This is a genomic window from Ochrovirga pacifica, assembly GCF_000220525.1.
GTDB lineage: Bacteria > Bacteroidota > Bacteroidia > Flavobacteriales > Flavobacteriaceae > Ochrovirga > Ochrovirga pacifica.
Map to the genome: position 1 here is coordinate 35,793 of NZ_AFPK01000029.1, position 21,362 is coordinate 57,154.

Consider the following 21,362-nt stretch of genomic DNA (forward strand, 5'->3'; position numbering starts at 1 on the left):
TCAAAACTATTTGTTTTGAAAACATTCGCTTGTTTAAGGTTATTAGAGTGTAGTAAGATTATGTTGTTAGAAAAATCAATCATAAAAACATATTTTATCACCCTTTAAAACCGATTATAAATAAGAATGCGCAATAAGTATATCGATTTAATTAACCAAACTTTTGATTTTCCCCAAGAGGAATTTGACGTAAACGCACAAGGAGAATTGTCTTTTCATGGACTAGATCTTTCCGAATTGTTAGAAACACACGGAACTCCTTTAAAAATAACCTATTTGCCAAAAATTTCTGAAAATATTCAGAAGACAAAGGCTTGGTTTCAAAATGCTTTTGAAAAGTACAATTATCAAGGTCAGTATTTTTATTCTTACTGTACCAAAAGTTCTCACTTTAAGCACGTACTAGACGAAGCTTTGGAAAACAACATCCATATAGAAACCTCTTCTGCTTTTGATATTAACATTGTAAATGCCTTGCTAGAGAGCAAAAAAATAAACAAAGATACCTTTGTAATTTGCAATGGGTTTAAAAGAGAACAATACATTAACAACATAAGTGACTTGATTAATAACAAGCACAAAAACTGTATTCCTATTATAGACAACTACGAGGAATTGTCTTTGCTAGAAGAACAAATAGACGAAGATTTTCAGGTAGGAATTAGAATTGCATCTGAAGAAGAACCTAAGTTTGAGTTTTATACCTCTCGTTTGGGAATTGGTTATAAAAACATTGTGCCTTTTTACAAAAGACAAATAGAGCATAACCCTAAGGTAAAGCTTAAAATGTTGCATTTTTTTATCAATACAGGAATAAAAGACAATGCTTATTATTGGAACGAATTGCACAAGTGTCTTAAGGTATATACTTCTTTAAAAAAAATTTGCCCAGAACTTGACTCTCTGAACATTGGTGGAGGATTTCCTATTAAAACCTCTTTAGGATTTGAATACGATTACGAATACATGATAGACGAAATTGTATATCAAATACACACCGTATGTAATGATGCCAAGGTAGAAGTGCCCCATATTTTTACAGAATTCGGAAGTTTTACTGTAGGAGAAAGTGGTGCCAATTTTTACAAAGTATTATACCAAAAGCAACAAAACGATCGCGAGTTGTGGAACATGATTGATTCTTCTTTTATTACCACACTACCAGATACATGGGCTATAAACAAACGTTTTATCTTACTACCTATCAACCGATGGAACGATAATTACGAACGTGTTTTGCTAGGAGGTTTAACTTGTGATAGTGATGATTATTACAACTCCGAACAACACTCTAACGCTGTGTATTTGCCTGTATATCATTCAGAAAAACCTTTATACATTGGTTTTTTTAATACAGGAGCATACCAAGAATCTATTGGAGGATTGGGAGGTTTGCAACACTGTTTAATTCCCCAACCCAAACAATTAATTATACAAAAAGATAAAGAAGGTAAACTAACAACAACCGTGTTTAGAGAAAAACAAACACATCAAGAATTTTTAAAAATATTAGGTTATGAAAACTAATTATGCAGGAATCGCTAACGAGTATGCAAAAAAAGAAACTGCAAAAATTGTTCTAATCCCCGTTACTTATAATGGAACAACTACCTGGCAAACACAGGTAGACCAAGGTCCCGATGCTTTTTTAGAAGCATCGGAATACATGGAATTGTACGACATAGAAACGGATTCTGAAGCATATAAAAATGGTGTTTATATTTCAGAAAAAATTACAGAAAGTAGCAGTCCTCAAGCTGTAGTAGATCAGGTTTACGACCGTATTAAATCTTACTTAAACACCAACAAGTTTGTAACCGTTGTTGCAGGAGAACGCAGTACATCTATAGGTACTATTAAAGCTTTTAACGATCACTTTGAGAACTTAACCGTTCTTCAGTTCGATGCACATGCACACCTGAACAAATCGGTTAATGGAGAAAAAGTAAACAATGCCTGTGCAATGTATCACGCAAGTCAGGCTACCAATTTGGTACAGGTAGGAATTAGAAGTATGGCTCATATAGAAAAAACGGTTATTGATGATGACAAAGTTTTTTATGCCAACGATCTTGCCACAGACGACTATTGGATGGAGAATGCTTTAGAGATTATGTCGGACAATGTGTTTATTTCTTTTGATTTAGACAGTTTAGACCCTTCTATTATGCCTTCTGTTGCCAACCCAGAACAAGGTGGTTTGTTTTGGTTTGAGACTTTAGAATTTTTATATAAAGTTTTTAACGAAAAGAACGTAGTTGGTTTCGATTTGGTTGGTTTGTGCCCCAACCCATACAACAAAGCACCTAATGCATTAGCTGCAAGATTGTATTATAAAATGTTAAGTTATAAATTTGAAATGGAAGGTGAAGATGATGAATTAGGAATTAGTGAATCTGATTTTGCTTCTAAAGAAAATAAATTTGGGAAATTTCATGACGATTTGGATGCTTAATCCAACAATAGTTATGACTTAAAAAAATATCAAAGAGAATGAAAAGAATTATAATTGATCACACCAAGGTTACAGACGAAATTTTAAACATTATTATGGAGGAATACCCTGATGGTTACACCGATAGAGATGTTTTAAAATTTAAAAATCATAAGGGTGAAATGGTAGAAGCCTTAGAGATTAAACTAAACGACGATATCTATTTGGTAAAAGTAGGAACTAAGTTAGACAAAGCCATTGTAGAATTTAATGAAGATGACGACAATGACGATAACGAACCTAGTGATGATATAGAGGTGGATGACGACAACCTATTGGACGAAGAAGACGAAAAATAATATAACAAAACCTAGCTCATTGAGCTAGGTTTTGTTTTTTATAATAATAAAAAGCAGTATTAGTGTACTAAAACTTGGTTTCTAACTTAACGTAGTCTCTAAACTCCTTTTGTCTATTTATGTCTTTAAAAGCCCCTCCAAACTCTGCGGTTACAGTAGAACTTTCAATGTCTTTTACTCCTCTAGAGTTTACACACAAATGCTTGGCATCAATAATACAAGCAACGTCATCTGTACCCAAAGCTTCTTGTAACGCTTTTACAATTTGTCTTGTTAAACGTTCTTGTACTTGAGGCCTTTTAGCGTAATAATCTACAATCCTATTCATCTTAGACAATCCAACTACAGTACCTTTAGAAATATAAGCAACATGAGCTCTACCAACTATAGGCAAAAAGTGATGCTCGCATGTAGAATAAACAACAATGTTTTTTTCTACCAACATTTCTCCGTACTGGTAATTGTTTTGAAAAGTAGACAAATTAGGTTTTGTTTCTGGTAACAAACCTCCAAAAAGCTCTTTTACATATGCTTTGGCAACTCTTTTAGGAGTTCCTTTTAAGCTATCATCTTCCAAATCTAAACCTAACGTTTCCATTATCTCTTTAACGTTGTGCTGTATTTTGGCTATTTTTTCGTCTACAGATAACTCAAATGCATCTTCGCGCATAGGTGTGCGAGTTACATCTCCTATATGGTTATCTCCTATTTCATCTATTTCGTCGTAGTTCATTATGTCAATTTCTTGGGACATATTTATAAAATTATAAGCTGCAAATTTACTAATTTATTATCACTTTAGATAATTCTTTCAACTCACAAGACTGTTGTTCTCCTGATTCCATGTTCTTTAGGGTAAATATCCCTTGTTCCATTTCTTGTTCTCCTACCAATACCACAAACGGAATGGCTCGTTTGTTTGCATACATCATCTGTTTTTTCATCTTGGCAGCACTTGGGTACAATTCTGCTTTTATACCTGATGCTCTTAATTGTTTGATAGCTTTGGTCGCATACAAAGCTTCATCATTACCAAAATTGATAAATAAAACATCTGGCCTCGGCAAAGCTACTTTTTCAAACAAGTGAAGCTCTTCTAGTACCAAATAAATTCTATCCAATCCAAAAGAAATTCCTACTCCACTCATATCTTTTAAACCAAAGATTCCCGTTAAATCATCGTAACGACCTCCACCTCCAATGGATCCCATTTTTACACCTTCTGGAGCAGCTACTTCAAAAATTGCTCCTGTGTAGTAGTTCAATCCTCTTGCCAAAGTTACATCCAAAGTAAGGTTGGCTGATTGCAATCCTAGCGTTTCTATGTTATCTATAATGAATCTTAATTCTTCTACTCCTTTGCTTCCTTCCTCAGAACTTGCTAGCATGTTGGCTAATTGAGTTAGTTTTTCTTGGTTGCTTCCTGTAAAACTAAACAAAGGTGCTACTTTTTCTATGGCCTCTTCAGAAATACCTTTGGTTATCATTTCCTTAGTAACCCCTTCTTTGCCTATTTTATCTAATTTATCTAAGGCTACAGTAAAATCAATCAATTTATCGCTAGCACCTATTATTTCTGCTATTCCTGATAAGATTTTACGATTGTTCATTTTTACAGTTACTCCTTTTAGGCCTAATTTGGTAAAAACGGTATCGTACAATTGTACAAAATCTATTTCTTGCCATAAAGAATCGCTCCCTACAACGTCGGCATCGCATTGATAAAATTCTCTAAATCTTCCTTTTTGTGGTCGATCGGCTCTCCATACAGGCTGAATTTGATATCTCTTAAACGGAAATTCAATTTCATTTTGATGTTGTACCACATAACGAGCAAAAGGCACTGTTAAATCATAACGCAAGGCTTTTTCGGAAATAGAAGTCGTTAATTTTTGGCTGTCTTTTGCCTCTAATGCTTGTGCATTTGCTTTACTTAAATAATCTCCTGAATTTAGGATTTTAAATATCAAACGATCTCCTTCTTCTCCGTACTTTCCCATTAAGGTTTGTAGGTTTTCAAAAGAGGGAGTTTCTATAGGTTGAAATCCAAATGTTTGGAATACATTTTTTATGGTAGAGAATATATAATCTCTTTTTGCTACTTCTACAGGAGAAAAATCTCTTGTTCCCTTAGGAACACTCGGTTTTTGTGCCATATGCTTGCCCTATTTTTTTGGAAGCACAAATATACGGAAAGTGTTTAAGTAATTGGCTATTTGCCGTTAAGCTATTTGCTTTTCCTAAATTCTAACCTTTTTCTTAAAAGATACTTTAGAATTCCTTAGAAAAACATCATCTGATACTAATTATTACACCTACTGTGTGCCTGTTGTTAGTGATATTAGACAAGTTAAAATTGTTTTTTGTAGAAAAATGTATTAGAGTTTATAAAAAATGTAACAAATCTGACAAAAAACGGCCACCCAATAGGCAGCCGTTGATTTTGTTTTCTTAAGATCCACACATTTCACAATCGTCTGGATTTTCTTTAGATTGTAACATCATGGCTTTAAACTCTTCAGTACTCATTGGTTTGTCTTCTTGTTTTTTATCGTTAGACAAAGTAAATTTAATCGCATTTACAGCCGATTTAGTCCTTAAATAATACATTCCTGTTTTTAATCCTGATTTCCATGCATAAAAGTGCATTGAAGTCAACTTAGAATAGTTAGGACTTTCCATAAACAAGTTTAACGACTGAGATTGGTCTATAAAATATCCTCTTTGACGAGACATATCAATAATGTCTTTCATACTTAACTCCCAAACCGTTTTGTACAATTCTTTTAAGTCTGCTGGAATTCCCTCGATGTGTTGAATAGAACCATTAGCTCTCATCAACTCCTCTTTTAGGTCGTTATTCCACAAGCCTAATTCTACCAAGTCTTCTAACAAGTGTTTGTTTACCACAATAAATTCTCCAGACAAAACTCTACGTGTATAAATATTAGAAGTGTAAGGTTCAAAAGCTTCGTTATTTCCTAATATTTGAGAAGTTGATGCGGTTGGCATTGGTGCCACCAATAAAGAGTTACGCACTCCGTTTTTCTTAACTTGTTCTCTTAATGTTGCCCAATCCCAACGTCCACTTAATTCTTCATCTTTTACCCCCCATAAGTTGAACTGGAACTCTCCTTGAGACATTGGAGAGCCTTCAAAGGTTGAATACGCTCCTTTTTTGGATGCTATTTCCATAGAAGATTCAACCGCAGCAAAATACAAAGTTTCAAAAATATCTTTGTTCAATGCTTTGGCTTCATCAGAAGTAAAAGGCAAACGTAACATGATAAAAGCATCGGCTAACCCTTGAATTCCTAATCCTACCGGACGATGTCTCATGTTTGAATTTTCTGCTTCTTTTACAGGGTAATAATTTCTATCGATAACCGTATCTAAGTTGCGAGTTACTTTTTTAACTACTTTGTATAGCTTATCGTGATTAAAGTATTTTTCTCCTTTGTTATTGGTTTCTACAAACATAGGGATGGCAATAGAAGCCAAGTTACATACAGCTACTTCATCCTTAGCAGTGTACTCCATAATCTCGGTACACAAGTTAGAAGAACGAATAACTCCTAAGTTTTTTTGGTTTGATTTACGGTTGGCTGCATCTTTATACAACATGTATGGATTTCCAGTTTCTATTTGTGCTTCTAAAACTTTTTCCCACAACTCACGTGCTTTGATGGTTTTGCGACCTTTTCCTTGTGCTTCGTATTGGGTATATAAAGCCTCAAACTCTTCTCCATAAGTATCGTATAGTCCTGGACATTCGTTAGGACACATCAAAGTCCAATCTCCGTTTTCTTCTACGCGTTTCATAAACAAGTCCGAAATCCATAATGCTAAAAATAAATCTCTAGCTCGTTTTTCTTCTGCTCCTGTGTTTTTTCTTAAGTCTAAGAAATCAAAAATATCAGCATGCCAAGGTTCTATATAAATAGCAAAAGATCCTTTACGTTTTCCTCCTCCTTGATCTACGTAACGAGCCGTATCGTTGTACACCTTAAGCATTGGAATAATTCCGTTAGAGGTTCCGTTGGTTCCTCTTATGTACGATCCTGTTGCACGAATGTTGTGTATAGACAACCCAATTCCTCCTGCTGATTGAGAAATTTTTGCAGTTTGTTTTAACGTATCGTAAATTCCGTCAATACTATCATCTTGCATTTGTAATAAAAAACAAGAAGACATTTGTGGTTTTGGAGTTCCTGAGTTAAACAATGTAGGCGTAGCATGTGTAAAGAATTTTTTACTCATTAAGTTGTACGTTTCTATAGCCTCTTCTATATCGTTTAAATGGATCCCTACCGCAACACGCATTAACATATGCTGTGGACGTTCTGCTATCTTTCCATTTATTTTTAGCAAGTACGAACGCTCTAATGTTTTAAAACCAAAAAAGTCGTAGTTAAAATCTCTATCATATACAATGGCAGAATCTAGCAAAGCAGCGTTGTCTTGAATCACCTTGTATACTTCATCAGACAACAAAGGAGATTCTAAACCTGTACGTGGATTTACATACCCGTACAACTCACTCATTGTTTTAGAGAATGATTTTTTTGTGTTTTTATGTAAGTTAGATACTGAAATCCTTGCTGCTAATTTTGCGTAATCAGGATGTGCTGTAGTCATGGTTGCTGCAATTTCTGCAGCTAAATTGTCTAATTCTGATGTTGTTACACCATCGTACAACCCTTCAATAACCCTCATGGCAACTTTTACAGGATCTACTATTGGATTCAATCCATAACAAATTTTTCTAATTCTAGCCGTGATTTTATCAAACATCACCGACTCTTTGTGTCCATCTCTTTTTATTACGTACATAAGCCTAAGGTTTTATTGTTTAAAAGGGTGTAGCATCCTAACGACCTTGGTTTTCCAAGTCGTCACAAAAACTACAAGTTTGTTCTTTGTTGTTTTTATTTAGAAATCAGCATCGAAACTAATTTCTCCTGTACCTCCAGATTTTACTCCTGCTTTTTGATAATCGGATACTCTTTTCTCGAAAAAGTTAGTTTTTCCTTCTAACGAAATCATATCCATAAAGTCAAATGGGTTGGTTGAATTGTATACTTTATCACAACCAAACTCTACCAACAATCTATCGGTTACAAATTCTAGATATTGGGTCATTAATTTGGCATTCATTCCAATTAAGCTTACCGGTAAAGATTCTGTAATAAATACTTTTTCTATATCTAATGCATTGGTAATAATTTCGGTAATACGTTCTTTAGGTACTTTGTTTATAATATGGTTGTTGTGCAGATGTACAGCAAAATCACAATGCAATCCTTCGTCACGAGAAATCAACTCGTTAGAGAAAGTCAATCCTGGTAACAATCCACGTTTTTTCATCCAGAAAATAGCACAGAAACTTCCTGAGAAGAAAATTCCTTCTACAGCTGCAAATGCAATTAATCGCTCTGCAAAAGATTCGGATTCTATCCATTTTAAAGCCCAATCTGCTTTTAATTTAATTGCAGGAAAGTGCTCTATCGCTTTGAATAATTTATTTTTTTCTTCTTCGTTTTTAACATAGGTATCAATCAATAAAGAATATACTTCTGAGTGAATATTCTCCATCATAATTTGAAAACCGTAAAAGAATTTAGCTTCAGCGTATTGTACCTCTGTCACAAAATTTTCTGCTAAGTTTTCGTTTACGATTCCATCAGAAGCAGCAAAAAACGCTAAAATATGTTTGATAAAGTAACGTTCGTCATCATTCAATTTATTTTCCCAATCGCTAATATCTTGGTGTAGGTCAATCTCTTCAGCTGTCCAAATACTTGCTTCTTGTTTTTTATACCATTCCCAAATATCTTGATGTTTGATAGGAAATATAACAAATCTATTTGGATCCTCTTGTAAAATTGGTTCAACTTGAGACATATTTTAGTTCTATTTTTTTGTTAAAGGGATTTTTTGAGATAACAAAGATTGTAAAAATTTATGTTGAATGAAAGAACTACTTTTCCACAAAAACTAAAAGTTCTCAACAATTACAATTGCAAACAATTTTCATAACAAAAAACAAAATATTAATTATCAACTACTTATATTTATAACAATTCTAAACAAAAAACAAAAACACCCTTTACAAAAGGGTGTTTACAAGTTCTACATGCTGTTTTACTTTTTTAAAAGTCTGTTTTTCCTTTTTGCTTTTTCCACTCTTCGGCAACTTTCTCTAATTCCATATACCAATTTTCTCCAAACTTTAAAATCAGTGCATTTTTCAGAAATTTGTACACAGGAACTTGTAATTCTTTTCCTAAACTACAGGCATCATCACAAATATCCCAATGATGGTAATTGACCGAAGAAAATTCTGAATAATCTTGAACTCTTACTGGATATAAGTGACAAGAAATTGGTTTTTTCCAATCAATCAACCCTTGATTATATGCTTGTTCTATTCCACAAGAAGTAACTCCTTTCTCATCAAATGTTACAAAAGCACATTCTTTGTGATTAACCAAAGTTGTTTCGTGTTCTCCAAAAGGAGAAGTTGTATAAGTTCCTTGTTCTTCAATAGCTTGAATTCCTTCGGGTCTAAGCAAATGTTTTATTTTTGGATAAACTTCTTTCAACGTATCAATTTCTTCATCCAACACGGGAGCTCCAGCATCTCCAGCTACACAACACTCTCCTTTACAAGCAGAAATATTACAAACAAATTCATTTTCTAATATTTCTTCTGATACTAATGTTTTACCTATTTGAAACATACTTTTTTTAGATAAAAAAAGAGCCCAAAAAAGGCTCTTTATATATTTTACAATGGATAAATTTATTTTTTATTTACCTCTTTTATGTATTTTTCTAGAGCCATTGTCATAGAAGGTGTTTCTGGCGATGGTGCAGAAATATCTACTTTTAAACCGGCTTCGGTAGCAGCTTGTACAGTAGAGTTTCCGTAGGCTGCAATTCTTGTATTATTTTGTTCAAATTCAGGAAAGTTTTTAAACAATGATTGAATTCCTGAAGGACTAAAAAACACTAATACGTCGTAAAAAACGTCTTTTAAATCTGACAAATCGCTAGTTACGGTTCGGTACAAATTAACTCTTGTCCACTCTAAGTTCAAAGTATCCAAAGAACTTGGGATTAAATCTTTTAACTTGTCTGAAGAAGGTAACAAAAACTTCTCTGTCTTGTGTTTTTTGATAACTTCACACAATTCTGGAAATGTTCTTTTACCTACATAAATTTTACGTTTTCTGTACACCACATACTTTTGCAAATAGTAAGCAACGGCTTCTGACTGACAAAAATACTTTAGTTCGTTAGGAACTTTGTATCTCATTTCTTCTGCAATCCTGAAGAAATGATCTACCGCATTTCTACTGGTAAGAATAATTGCTGAAAACTTACTCAAATCCACTTTTTGGTTACGTACTTCTCTTACCGTTAAACCTTCTACATGAATGAAAGACCTAAAGTCTACTTTCACTTTTTGTTTTTCTGATAAGATTGTAAATGGGGATTGTTGATCGCTTTTAGGCTCTGGTTGTGAAACTAATATTGTTTTTACTTTCATCTTTTTCTTACACTAAATAATGTTTGTACAAGTATACAAACGGGACTAATTCTAGGGTGCAAAGATACAAAATAATATAATACAATTTACTTGAGATTAAGTTTTTGTTATTTACCAATAAAAGAACAGCACGTAACACATAGAAAATCAACAAACAAGAACTTGTAGCTATAAAAGCTACTGGTAGGATTTGCAAGTGTAAATAAGCGAAACTCATAAAAAAGAGACTGATCAAAAGCAACGATGTAAAATAGCTAGATTCTAACACAAATAATTGCTTGTATTTTGTTGTTTTTGATCTAAATTGATTGATAACCTCAGACAGCAAATATTTTACAAGTAAATACACAAAAGATACCAAAAGTGCTTTGCAATAGCAAGTAAAAAACTCATGATAAATTTGCTCTCTATCAAACAAAAAAAGCAACAACAATAGGTTTAACGTAGAGATGTTTACACCATACCACAAAAAATTATACACAGTAATATGGGGTGTTGTATCAATGGGGTATCTGTAGAAATACTTGTTCGAAAAAAAAACCATTAGCAACAATTTTGTTCTTTTTAAGTCAATTTTACTCATCAAAAAAAGAAACAGCAACGGGATCATTAATACAAAACCTATTTTGTTGTAATACGTTACTTCTAAAACCTGTACCACTCTTTATAACTTTTCTAAATTCGGAACAAAACTTGCTGTAAAAGTAGGAATAAAAAAACGTAAATTTGGCAAAATTAATTCCCAGTATGAGTCGATCTTTGATTATTGTTCCTACGTTAAATGAGGTTGAAAATGTAAATGCAATTGTAGAAGCTGTATTTGATATAGATTCTGATTATCATATTTTAATTGTAGACGATAATTCTACTGATGGAACAATAAAAACCGTAAAGCAACTGCAATTACAATATCCAAATCTTTTTTTAGAAGTTCGCACCCAAGATAGGGGTTTAGGAAAAGCTTATATTCATGGCTTTCTTTGGGCTTTAGAACGTAACTACGATTATATTTTAGAAATGGATGCAGATTTCTCTCACAATCCAAAGGATTTACCTAGATTAATTAATACTTGTAAAAACGGAGCTGATGTTGCCGTAGGATCAAGATACATCAACAACAAAATCAATGTAATTAACTGGGATTTTACTCGTTTGATGCTTTCTTATTTTGCTTCTAAATATGTAAAAATAGTTACCAAAATTCCTGTATACGACACTACAGCTGGTTTTATTTGTTATCGAAAAGAAGTACTAAAAACAATAGATTTAAAACACATCCGCTTTACAGGATACGCTTTTCAGATAGAAATGAAATTCAAAGCTTGGCTTCATAAGTTTCAGATTAAAGAAGTATCTATTATTTTTACAGACAGAGCCAAGGGAACTTCAAAAATGGACAGCTCAATTATACATGAAGCAATTTTTGGAGTTATTAAAATGAAATTAAAAGGACTGAAAACCAACTAAAACTATGGGACATACTCTTATTAAAAATGCCAACATTGTTAACGAAGGCACCACCTTTACTGGTGATGTATTGATAGAAAACGACCTTATTAAAAGCATTGCAAACCACATTGATGCTCCAGAAGGTTGTCTAACAATAGATGCTACAGGTAAATATTTGCTTCCTGGTGCTATTGATGATCAGGTACATTTTAGAGAACCAGGATTAACACACAAAGCAAATATTGCTACCGAAAGTAAAGCTGCTGCTGCGGGTGGAATTACAACATTTATAGAAATGCCTAATACAATTCCCCAAGCTACAACTCAAGAATTGCTAGAAGAAAAATTTACCATAGCTGCCAAAGACTCTTATGTAAATTACTCTTTTATGTTTGGAGGCACCAATGACAACTTAGAAGAATTATTAAAAACAGACCCCAAAAAAGTGGCTGGAATTAAATTATTCTTAGGTTCATCAACAGGAAATATGCTGGTTGACAATCCTGAGGTTCTAGAAAAAATATTCGCATCAACCAACATGGTCATCTCTACGCATTGTGAAGATGAACAAACCATAAAAAACAATTTACAAGCTGCTTTGGACACTTACGGAGAAGCCATTCCTATTGACCAACACCCAATTATTAGAAGTGATAAAGCTTGTTACTTATCCTCATCAAAAGCTATTGAATTGGCTAAAAAAACAGGTGCCAGACTACATGTTTTTCACTTGTCTACAGCAATGGAAATGGAATTGTTTAGAAACGACATTCCTCTTAAAGACAAAAAAATTACAGCCGAAGTATGTGTGCATCACTTAAGCTTTGATAGCAGTATGTATGCCGATAAAAAAACATTTATCAAATGGAATCCTGCCGTAAAAACTAAAGATGATCAAAATGCATTATGGGAAGCTCTTTTAGATGACAGAATTGATGTGATTGCTACCGATCACGCTCCTCATACACTAGAAGAAAAACTAAACAGCTACACAAAAGCTCCTAGTGGTGGTCCGCTAGTACAGCACGCTTTGCCTGCTATGTTAAATTTTGTTGACGAAGGTAAAATAAGCATCGAAAAGGTGGTAGAAAAAATGTGTCACAATCCTGCTATTTTGTTCGAAATTGAAAAACGAGGATACATTAAAGAAAATTATTATGCTGACTTGGTACTTGTAGATCCTACTCAAAAATGGACAGTAAATAAAGACAATATTTTGTACAAATGTGGTTGGAGTCCTTTTGAAGGAACTGAATTTAGCAACACTATAACACATACTTTTGTAAATGGTAATTTAATTTACAACAATGGTACGTTTGATGATGTAACCAAAGGTAAACGCATTACATTTAATCGATAACAATTAATGAAACATACTTCCAACCTTTTAGCTTTGCTTTGCTTTGTAATGATGGCCTGTAACAGCAATACCATACTAAAAAAACCAAAGAATTTAATTCCTAAAGAAAAAATGGCAACCATTTTAGCCGACACATACATTGCAAAAACGGCTAGGAATTCTAAAAATCTAAATGGTGATAGAAGTATTAACTACTTGAGTTATATTTATCAAAATCACCAAACGGATTCTACTACTTTTCATAATAGTTTGGCTTACTACAGTGCTAACGTAAGCGAACACGAAGAAATTCTAAAAAAAGTAGAAGCTAGGTTAAGTTTTCAGATTGACAGCATTAGAGATCTTATCAACAAAGACACTTTACCTGCTTCTCCTAAAAGCAATCATTTTAATGAAACAGGTAGTGATTTTGAAAGACTTGAAACTCTTGAATAAAAAATTATAAAAAGCGACTTTGTTGCTAATTACAAAGTCGTTTTTTTCTGTTTTAATGCATAAATCCCCAATAAAATCCATCCTGTTAAAAGCAACAAGCCCCCTAAAGGTGTTACAAACCAAATAAACTTAGCAGGAACCATACCCAAAGTCAATAAATAGATAGAACCCGAAAATGCTACTATCCCCACAAACAAGATTGTAGCAATTCTTTTCTTTTGTGCCTCGCTTACAAAAGGAAGAGCTACAACCAAGAGCACTAAAAGTGTATGCAATAATTGATAACGAACCCCTGTGTTAAAACTTTGCAAAGCAGCAGTGTCTAAAATTTTTTTAAGTTCGTGAGCACCAAAAGCTCCCAAGCCCACAGACAATGCTCCGCTAAATGCAGCTATGATTACATATTTTTTCATCTTTTACATTTTTAAATAAAAGGCTTGAGTCAATTTAATATAAGCCTCTGTATATTGATGCCTTTCTTTTTCTATAACTAACTCGTTTTGCAAACACTCTTCTTCCGTTTTTGCAAAACACAAAAGACTTCTTTTAAGTGCAGATGTTTCTCTCCCCTTTACCCTTGTTATTTTTATAGGATACAAACCAACTTTCTTCGCTAAGTTTACAAATTCTTGTTCTTCTTTAAACGGAATTACAAAAGTACAACAACCGTGATCCGACAACAAATGGACACTTTTTTGCAGTAGCAATTCAAAAGACAAACAACTTACATGTCGTGCTAAGCTTCTTTTGTTTTCTGTTTTTACAGTATCTGTATAATATGGAGGATTAGAGACAATCAAATCAAAAGAATGTCCAAACACTTGATTATCAAAAGAATTATGAATTAACTGCAATCTATTAGCCCATGGGGAATTGCTAAAATTCTGATGAGCCTCTTGACTTGCCTCTTTATCTATTTCTATAGCAGTAATATGGGCTTTCGCAAATCTTTGAGCCAACATAAGAGCAATCAACCCTGTTCCTGTACCAACATCCAAAATTTTTTTAGCTTCTCTTATAGGGGTCCACGCACCAAGCAGTACACCATCTGTACCTACTTTCATCGCAGATTTTTCTTGTTGGATAGTAAATTGTTTAAAACGAAACATTGTGCAAAAGTAAGAATGTTTCGGTATAAAATTGCTTAAGACAAGTACATATCTATCAACCCAGGAGGTGTTTCTAGAATTACCTTTTTCTCTTTTCGATCTATTTTTTTGATAAAGTCATCGACCATAGGAATCAAAATCTCCACATCGTCTTTAAGAATTTCAAAAAGAGGTTGAGCAGTTGTATCATTTACTCCCTTTATTACACCAAATGTTCCGTAGTTTATATCTTCTACAGTAAAATTGATGATTTCATGAAAGTAAAATTGATTTCCTTTTAACTTCGGTAAAAAAGCTAAAGGCAAGTAAATTCCAGAATTCATAATAGCATCTGCATCTTGTTCGGTATCTATAGTTTCAAAACGCACACGCAGTTGATTGCCTTTTTGCAACAAACTTTCGGTAATAAAAAAAGGAATCAAGTCTTTGCCGTGTTCAACAAAAACTGATTCCATATTTTCATAAAGTTCGGGCTCATCGGTATCTAGTTTGATAACCACTTGCCCTTTAAAGCTGTATTTTCTTACGATTTTGCCTAAATAAAAACAATCTTCTTTACGCATATAAATCGTAATTTTTAATTACTCAGCAGCCTCCTCTTTTACTTCTTCTTCAGATGCATTTTCTGCATTAGTAGCTTCTTCCGCAGCTTTAGCCTCTGCTAACAATGCTTCTTCAGCTTCTTTTGCAGCAGCAATACGAGCTTCGTTAACTGCTTTTTCTGCTTCTAATTGTTTTGCTTTTGCTGCAGCTTGTTCAGAACTTAATCCGTCTTTTTTAGCTTGAATAGCAGCTTCTTTTTCTGCTAACCATGCTTGGAATTTTTCTTCTGCTTGCTCTTCTGTCAAAGCTCCTTTTTTAACCCCACCTTGTAAGTGTTTTTTTAACAAAACACCTTTAGTAGACAAGATTGTTTTTGCAGTATCTGTAGGTTGTGCACCGTTGTTTAACCATTCTACAGAAGCATCTACGTTTAGATCGATAATTGCTGGGTTATGGTTTGGATTGTAAGTTCCTAATTTTTCTAAGAATTTACCATCTCTTTTTGCACGTGAATCTGCAGCTACTACATAATAAAATGGTTTCCCTTTTTTACCGTGTCTTTGTAATCTAATTTTTACTGGCATAATTATAAATTTTGTAGGTTCCCGACCTACGTTATCAATTTTGAGTTTGCAAATATACAATTATTCTCTTGTATTTTGCTATGTTCTAAAAAATTATTTTTCTGTATTTAATTCTTTTTCTGACAAGGGCTTACCTACAAAAATCAATTTAAAATTTTTACCAATTTTTAAATTTTGATTCGCTGCAGCAATAACATGCATCTCACCATCCTCATCGGCAACAAACAAAGGTATTCTATCAGGATCTTGATTTAACTGTTTATTTTTTTGATCAAAATCTTCTTGAGAGTTTATTTTAATCTCGTTTATTTCGGGGTACTCTCGTATCAAATCACTAAAGCGAATAAAGTCATCATTAAGTGACAAAAAGTTATGTCCTTCATCTCGCTTACCTTCCCTTAGTTCTGATTCTGATACAAAACGGTAAGACGACGTAGCATCTACTCTTTTATGAAAACTCTGAATAGCATGCGTATTTACTTTTTTGCTTCCTGTTAAGGCCAAGATATAACCAATATCACTGTATTCAAAGTTATCTTCTACTTGATCTAAAAACACATCTACAACCTCTGCGTTCAATCCCATTTTTTGAGCAAGTTCAACTTTATCTGCATTGTTATCTATTAGTAATACCGACCTGTTTTTATCTTCCAAATATTTTGCTATGATTCTGGCCACTTCAGATGCTCCTACAATTAAGATTCCTTTAGAAGATCTCATGTGTACTCCTAATAATTTTGCCACAATTCTGGCTGTTGTAGCATTTAACAATACTGTACCTAGCACAATTACAAAAACAAGGGGTGTAATGTATTCTGCTCCTTCTTTTCCTAAGGCCACCAATCTTAACCCAAACAAAGAAGCAATTCCTGCTGCTACAATTCCTCTAGGTCCTACCCAACTGATAAATATTTTTTCAGTAAACTTAAGACTAGACTTACTGGTGCTTAAAAAAACTCCTAATGGACGAATGATTAAAATAATAATCCCAAACAAAGCTAAGGTTTGCCAATTGTTAATCAGATCAAAGTCTTGCACATTCATATTGGCAGAAAGCAAAATAAATAGAATGGATATTAGGAGCACACTAAGCGACTCTTTAAAGTCTAAAATTTCTTTTAAGTGTGGCATGTCTATATTTCCTAAAACCATTCCCATAACTACTACAGATAACAAACCTGATTCGTGTGCAAACGAGTCTGACAAAACAAAGACACCTAAAACATAAGCTAACGTAAAAACATTTAGCAAATACATGGGCACCAATTTTTTCTTAAGTACCAAATTAAAAGCATGGGCAAAAGTAAATCCAAAGGTAAAACCAAAAAGTACAATTTTACCAAACTCTAATAAAGCTGTTTGGGTATAATCGCTGGTGTTTTCAATACTGATAAACTCAAAAACCAAAACGGCTACCAAAGCCCCTATGGGATCTATTAAAATACCTTCCCATTTTAACACTGCTGACACGTCTCTTTTTAGGCGGATATTTCTTAGAATTGGTGCAATTACCGTAGGTCCTGTAACTATAATTAAGGACGAGAATAAAAAAGAGATAGACCAACTGAGTTGAAATAAGTAATGTACTGCAATTCCTGCTCCGAAAAAAGTAATTACCGTTCCTAAAGTAATTAGCTTTAAAATAGCTGGTGCTACGTTCAGTACTTCTTTTCTCTTTAAAGTCAATCCTCCTTCAAATAGAATAATACTAATAGCCAAAGAAACAAAGTAAAACAAACTTTCTCCAGCAAACAGTCCGTGCGAACCATTCCACACAGGTTCAATCCACTTGCTACCATCGTTGGTTAAAAAAGTAGAAACAGGCCCTACTGCAATTCCCACCAAAATTAATGGTAAAATGGCTGGAATTTTAAATTTCCATGCAATCCACTGCGCTAAAATCCCTAAAATAATAATCCCTGCTAATTCGACCATATTGCCTGTTTTAATAAAGTAGTAAAATATAAATTTTAATTGAAATAGCTAAAAAAAAGAGGTGTCTTAAATCTAATTAAAACACCTCTTTCTTGATCTTTTGTTTTGGGTTTAAAACCAACTTGTTATCAATTTATACAAATCATTTCCATTAGCAAAAGCCAATAAGGATAACAACAACACAAAACCTGTAATTTGTGCATATTCTAAAAATTTGTCTCCAGGTTTTCTTCCTGTAACCATTTCGTACAAGGTAAATACTACATGTCCTCCGTCTAATGCTGGAATTGGAAGCAGGTTCATAAACCCTAACATAATTGATAAGAAAGCTGTGTTGGACCAAAATATTTTCCAGTCCCAAACAGGTCTAAATATTTTTGCTATAGAAATAAAACCTCCCATGCTAGTAGCTCCTTTTTTCGTAAACACATATTTAAACTGAGACATATAGTCTTTTAATGTCCAATAAGCGGCTGCAGTTCCTTTGGATATACTTTCTGAGATTCCGTACGTTTTTTCTTGTACTTTGTATATCTCTTCAGGGTTGTAAGCTGGGGAAACTCCAATTTTATTATCTTCAGGAGTAATACTTAAATCTACCAAACTACCATTTCTATTTACGGTTACTTTGATAGGTTGATTGTCTGCTTCTCTAATTTTTGAGGTAAAATCGGACCAATACGGAGTAGGCTCGTTATTTACAGTAACGATTTTGTCATGTTTTAACATTCCTGATTTTAATGCAGGAGTGTTTTCTAAAACCGAATCAATAACTGCAGGAAAAATAGGTGTAAATGGTTCTAAAATATTTTGTTTCCACATTTGTTTTCCAATATCTTCAGGTACATGTAACATTTCTTGGGTTCCGTCTGCGTGTAGTACTTCAATTGTTTTTACATCTCTTAAAAACAAGTACTTATTTATTTTGGTTACATTTTCTAGGGGCTTTCCGTCTACACTTAAAAAAGTATCTCCATCTCTAAAACCAAATTGCTTAAAGGTGTCTGCTACTGCGTATCCGTTTTTTACATCTTTAGGAGCCACTACCTCTTCTCCCCAAACACCAAAAATCATGATATAAATAAGCAAACCTAGAATAAAGTTTACAATTACTCCACCTAACATAATAATTAAACGTTGCCATGCAGGTTTAAATCTAAATTCCCAAGGTTGTGGTTCTTTCTTCATCTGCTCGGTATCCATACTCTCATCAATCATTCCTGCAATTTTTACGTAACCTCCCAAAGGAATCCAACCTATACCATATACGGTTTCTCCTACTTTTTTCTTGAATAATGAAAACTTATAATCAAAAAACAAATAAAACTTTTCGACTTTTGTTTTAAATAATTTTGCAGGAATAAAGTGTCCTAATTCGTGCAGTACAATCAGCAGCGAAAGACTTAATAAGAACTGTCCTGCTATAATTAAATTTCCCATGTATTTTTAGTAATTCTTTTTTTGGTCGAACAAATGTACAATTTTAATTATGTGTACTCGTTTGTTTTGGTAAAGTTTCTAAAAATGCTTTGTAACTTTGACAAAATTTTAGTTTGATGAAATCTCATTTCTTTTCCAAATCCAAATACACTTTTATTGCCATGGCAGCTTTGTCCGTGGTAATTATTTCTTATTTATATTATTTGAACTATCAGGCAAAATCTTTGCCAATATATAACCCTGTAGATATCAACCCAAGGTTGGTAGACGAAAGTTTACTAAACAAATCTAAAAACCACACCATTGGTTCTTTTAAGTTAACCGATCAGGACGGAAAAACTATAACAGAGGCAGATTTTAAGGACAAAATTTACATTGCCGATTTTTTCTTTACCCGATGCGGAACAATTTGTCCTATAATGACTGACAACATGACTATTTTACAAGCTCACTTTAAAAATAACAATCACGTAAAATTCCTTTCACATTCTGTTACTCCCGTTATGGATAGTGTTCCTGTTCTAAAAAGTTATGCCCAAGCTCATGGAGCGATTTCGGGAAAATGGCATTTGACTACAGGACCCAAAAAAGAAATTTACAATTTGGCTAGAAAAAACTACTTTGCTGTGTTAGATGAAGGTGATGGAGGTGCACAGGATTTTATACACACCGAACAATTTGTTTTGGTAGATGCTAAAAAAAGAATTCGTGGTTTTTACGACGGCACCGATTCTGAAGAAATTAAAAAAGTGATAAAAGACATAGAACTTTTATTAGCAGAAAAATAATTCACCCTCTTGCCACTAAAGCAACAAGAGGGATTTCTATGAAAAAGTTGAGATTAAAAATCTCGATGACAAATTACAACAAAAATCTATAAGCTACAACACTCATTTTATTTACCCTCCCATTCTTTATAAAACTGATCTAAGAACAAGGTCATAAACTCATGTCTTTGTACAGCTATGGCTTTTCCAGTTGTTGTGTTCATTTTATCTTTTAGCAACAATAGTTTTTCATAAAAGTGATTTAGCGTAGGTGACGTAGCGTTTTTGTATTCTTCTTTGGTCATGTTTAAATTAGGCTGAATTTCAGGATTGTAAAGCCCTCTATTTTTAAAACCTCCGTAATTAAAAGCCCTCGCAATTCCAATAGCTCCTATAGCATCTAACCGGTCTGCATCTTGAACAACATCTAATTCTACAGACTTAAAATTCTGTTTTTCTTTTCCTCCTTTAAAAGAAATATTTTTTATTATTTGCACTACATGGGTTATCACTGCTGCATCAAACTCTAATTTTTGTAAAAATTCTTCAGCTACTTTAGGCCCAACAGTCTCGTCTCCGTTGTGAAATTTAGAATCTGCAATATCATGCAACAAAGCTCCCAAAGCCACTATTAACGGATCACAAGTTTCTTCTTTGGCAATGGTCATACTGGTTTTGTATACGCGTTCTATATGAAACCAATCATGTCCTCCTTCTGCATTCTTTAATTGATCTTTTACAAACTGAATGGTTTTTTCTATTTTTTGTTGATTACTTTCTAAAATCATAAATTGTATTTGGGGTTACACTTATATCTAAGGGAACATCATACGCAGAAACATCTAAAATTTCTTGATGAGCTTCAAAAAATGAGAGACCAATTTTTAGTGTAGTCGTAGCACATTGACTTAAAAATCGATCGTAGAAACCTTTTCCGTAGCCTACCCTATTTCCTTTTGTATCGAAGGCTAACAATGGTACAAACACAACCTCTATTTGATTTTCCGGAACTTTAAGTCCGTTTGTAGGCTCTGGTATGCCATAGGAATTTACTTGCAGTTTGGTGTTTTCTGTTAATAAATAATGAGACAGCATTCCTGCATCAAAATTGGTTTTAGACACAACTACTTCTTTACTTCTAGCAAATAAAATATGCAAAATCTGCTCTGTATCAATCTCTTTCTGATGAGCGATACTTAAAAACAAGTGATAATATACACAGTCCCATATATCTAGTTTTAACAGTTGATTTGCAATTTGCATACTTTTATCAACCACTTGTTCTGAAGTTAAGCTGACTCTTTGGTTTTTATAAAAATTTCTCAGTTCTTTTTTGGTCATTCTAAATAGTTTGAAAGACAAAATTAACAATTAATATTGGCTAAAAATCAT

The 21,362-nt window shown here is 33.4% G+C and carries 22 protein-coding genes; 7 read left to right on the top strand and 15 right to left on the bottom strand.

Features of this window, described 5'->3' with window-relative positions; genetic code table 11:
- Positions 1 to 126 precede the first annotated feature (126 nt).
- Genes FS85_RS0104845 through FS85_RS0104855 form a run of 3 tightly spaced genes read left to right on the top strand, consistent with a single transcriptional unit; the run spans position 127 to position 2,793 of the window.
- Entirely contained in the window at positions 127 to 1,527 is a 1,401-nt protein-coding gene (locus FS85_RS0104845) for a type III PLP-dependent enzyme domain-containing protein (RefSeq protein ID WP_010134955.1), read from the top strand.
- Entirely contained in the window at positions 1,517 to 2,455 is a 939-nt protein-coding gene (locus FS85_RS0104850; protein WP_010134956.1) for an arginase family protein, read from the top strand. Before FS85_RS0104845 ends, FS85_RS0104850 begins: the two co-directional genes overlap by 11 nt.
- 38 nt (positions 2,456 to 2,493) lie before the next feature.
- The gene (locus tag FS85_RS0104855) at positions 2,494 to 2,793 is read left to right on the top strand and encodes a hypothetical protein (protein ID WP_010134957.1); all 300 of its coding nucleotides are present in this window, start codon (positions 2,494 to 2,496) and stop codon (positions 2,791 to 2,793) included.
- A gap of 67 nt (positions 2,794 to 2,860) precedes the next feature.
- Here FS85_RS0104855 and folE read toward each other — a convergent pair whose 3' ends face one another.
- From folE to FS85_RS17015, 7 genes are all read right to left on the bottom strand, one after another.
- A complete protein-coding gene (gene folE / locus FS85_RS0104860; RefSeq protein WP_010134958.1) occupies positions 2,861 to 3,526 on the bottom strand; it encodes a GTP cyclohydrolase I FolE in 666 nt (221 codons plus the stop codon).
- A gap of 49 nt (positions 3,527 to 3,575) precedes the next feature.
- A complete protein-coding gene (gene hisS, locus FS85_RS0104865) occupies positions 3,576 to 4,949 on the bottom strand; it encodes a histidine--tRNA ligase (protein ID WP_010134959.1) in 1,374 nt (457 codons plus the stop codon).
- Between the two features lie 295 nt (positions 4,950 to 5,244).
- Entirely contained in the window at positions 5,245 to 7,626 is a 2,382-nt protein-coding gene (locus FS85_RS0104870) for a ribonucleoside-diphosphate reductase subunit alpha (protein WP_010134960.1), read from the bottom strand.
- 99 nt (positions 7,627 to 7,725) lie between these two features.
- Positions 7,726 to 8,697: a ribonucleotide-diphosphate reductase subunit beta gene (locus FS85_RS0104875; protein ID WP_010134961.1), complete on the bottom strand. Its 972-nt coding sequence runs from the start codon at positions 8,695 to 8,697 to the stop codon at positions 7,726 to 7,728.
- Positions 8,698 to 8,945: 248 nt separating this feature from the next.
- Positions 8,946 to 9,536, bottom strand: coding sequence for a DUF3109 family protein (locus FS85_RS0104880; protein ID WP_010134963.1), 591 nt, complete (start codon positions 9,534 to 9,536; stop codon positions 8,946 to 8,948).
- 62 nt (positions 9,537 to 9,598) lie between these two features.
- The gene (locus FS85_RS0104885) at positions 9,599 to 10,348 is read right to left on the bottom strand and encodes a uroporphyrinogen-III synthase (RefSeq protein ID WP_010134964.1); all 750 of its coding nucleotides are present in this window, start codon (positions 10,346 to 10,348) and stop codon (positions 9,599 to 9,601) included.
- 7 nt (positions 10,349 to 10,355) lie between these two features.
- On the bottom strand, positions 10,356 to 10,958 hold the full coding sequence (locus FS85_RS17015; protein WP_394329947.1) for a DUF4271 domain-containing protein: 603 nt from the start codon (positions 10,956 to 10,958) through the stop codon (positions 10,356 to 10,358).
- Positions 10,959 to 11,095: 137 nt separating this feature from the next.
- Between FS85_RS17015 and FS85_RS0104895 the strand changes: the two genes are divergently transcribed.
- From FS85_RS0104895 to FS85_RS0104905, 3 genes are read left to right on the top strand one after another with little or no spacing between them, the layout of a single operon-like run.
- On the top strand, positions 11,096 to 11,815 hold the full coding sequence (locus FS85_RS0104895) for a polyprenol monophosphomannose synthase (RefSeq protein WP_010134966.1): 720 nt from the start codon (positions 11,096 to 11,098) through the stop codon (positions 11,813 to 11,815).
- Positions 11,816 to 11,819: 4 nt separating this feature from the next.
- Complete coding sequence (locus tag FS85_RS0104900; protein WP_010134967.1) at positions 11,820 to 13,157, top strand: dihydroorotase; 1,338 nt, start codon at positions 11,820 to 11,822, stop codon at positions 13,155 to 13,157.
- A 6-nt stretch (positions 13,158 to 13,163) separates the two neighbouring features.
- Complete coding sequence (locus FS85_RS0104905; RefSeq protein WP_010134968.1) at positions 13,164 to 13,592, top strand: DUF4296 domain-containing protein; 429 nt, start codon at positions 13,164 to 13,166, stop codon at positions 13,590 to 13,592.
- 29 nt (positions 13,593 to 13,621) lie between these two features.
- Here FS85_RS0104905 and FS85_RS0104910 read toward each other — a convergent pair whose 3' ends face one another.
- The 6 genes from FS85_RS0104910 to rseP form a co-directional block, all read right to left on the bottom strand.
- Positions 13,622 to 14,005 (bottom strand): DUF423 domain-containing protein, encoded by a 384-nt coding sequence (locus FS85_RS0104910; RefSeq protein ID WP_010134969.1) that lies wholly within the window; start codon positions 14,003 to 14,005, stop codon positions 13,622 to 13,624.
- A gap of 3 nt (positions 14,006 to 14,008) precedes the next feature.
- On the bottom strand, positions 14,009 to 14,701 hold the full coding sequence (locus FS85_RS0104915; RefSeq protein ID WP_010134971.1) for a tRNA1(Val) (adenine(37)-N6)-methyltransferase: 693 nt from the start codon (positions 14,699 to 14,701) through the stop codon (positions 14,009 to 14,011).
- Between the two features lie 35 nt (positions 14,702 to 14,736).
- A complete protein-coding gene (rimM, locus tag FS85_RS0104920) occupies positions 14,737 to 15,264 on the bottom strand; it encodes a ribosome maturation factor RimM (RefSeq protein WP_010134972.1) in 528 nt (175 codons plus the stop codon).
- Positions 15,265 to 15,282: 18 nt separating this feature from the next.
- Positions 15,283 to 15,828, bottom strand: a complete 546-nt coding sequence (locus FS85_RS0104925) for a 30S ribosomal protein S16 (protein WP_010134973.1) — start codon at positions 15,826 to 15,828, stop codon at positions 15,283 to 15,285.
- 93 nt (positions 15,829 to 15,921) lie between these two features.
- On the bottom strand, positions 15,922 to 17,763 hold the full coding sequence (locus FS85_RS0104930; RefSeq protein ID WP_010134974.1) for a cation:proton antiporter: 1,842 nt from the start codon (positions 17,761 to 17,763) through the stop codon (positions 15,922 to 15,924).
- A gap of 111 nt (positions 17,764 to 17,874) precedes the next feature.
- The gene (rseP, locus tag FS85_RS0104935; protein WP_010134975.1) at positions 17,875 to 19,203 is read right to left on the bottom strand and encodes an RIP metalloprotease RseP; all 1,329 of its coding nucleotides are present in this window, start codon (positions 19,201 to 19,203) and stop codon (positions 17,875 to 17,877) included.
- A 116-nt stretch (positions 19,204 to 19,319) separates the two neighbouring features.
- Between rseP and FS85_RS0104940 the strand changes: the two genes are divergently transcribed.
- Positions 19,320 to 19,991: an SCO family protein gene (locus tag FS85_RS0104940; protein WP_010134976.1), complete on the top strand. Its 672-nt coding sequence runs from the start codon at positions 19,320 to 19,322 to the stop codon at positions 19,989 to 19,991.
- Positions 19,992 to 20,098: 107 nt separating this feature from the next.
- Here the strand turns inward: FS85_RS0104940 and FS85_RS0104945 are convergent, their stop codons facing one another.
- Together FS85_RS0104945 and FS85_RS0104950 are read right to left on the bottom strand one after the other, a co-directional pair.
- Entirely contained in the window at positions 20,099 to 20,758 is a 660-nt protein-coding gene (locus FS85_RS0104945) for an HD domain-containing protein (RefSeq protein WP_010134977.1), read from the bottom strand.
- On the bottom strand, positions 20,742 to 21,311 hold the full coding sequence (locus FS85_RS0104950; protein ID WP_010134978.1) for a 5-formyltetrahydrofolate cyclo-ligase: 570 nt from the start codon (positions 21,309 to 21,311) through the stop codon (positions 20,742 to 20,744). The genes FS85_RS0104945 and FS85_RS0104950 overlap by 17 nt, the downstream gene beginning before the upstream one ends.
- Positions 21,312 to 21,362 lie beyond the last annotated feature (51 nt).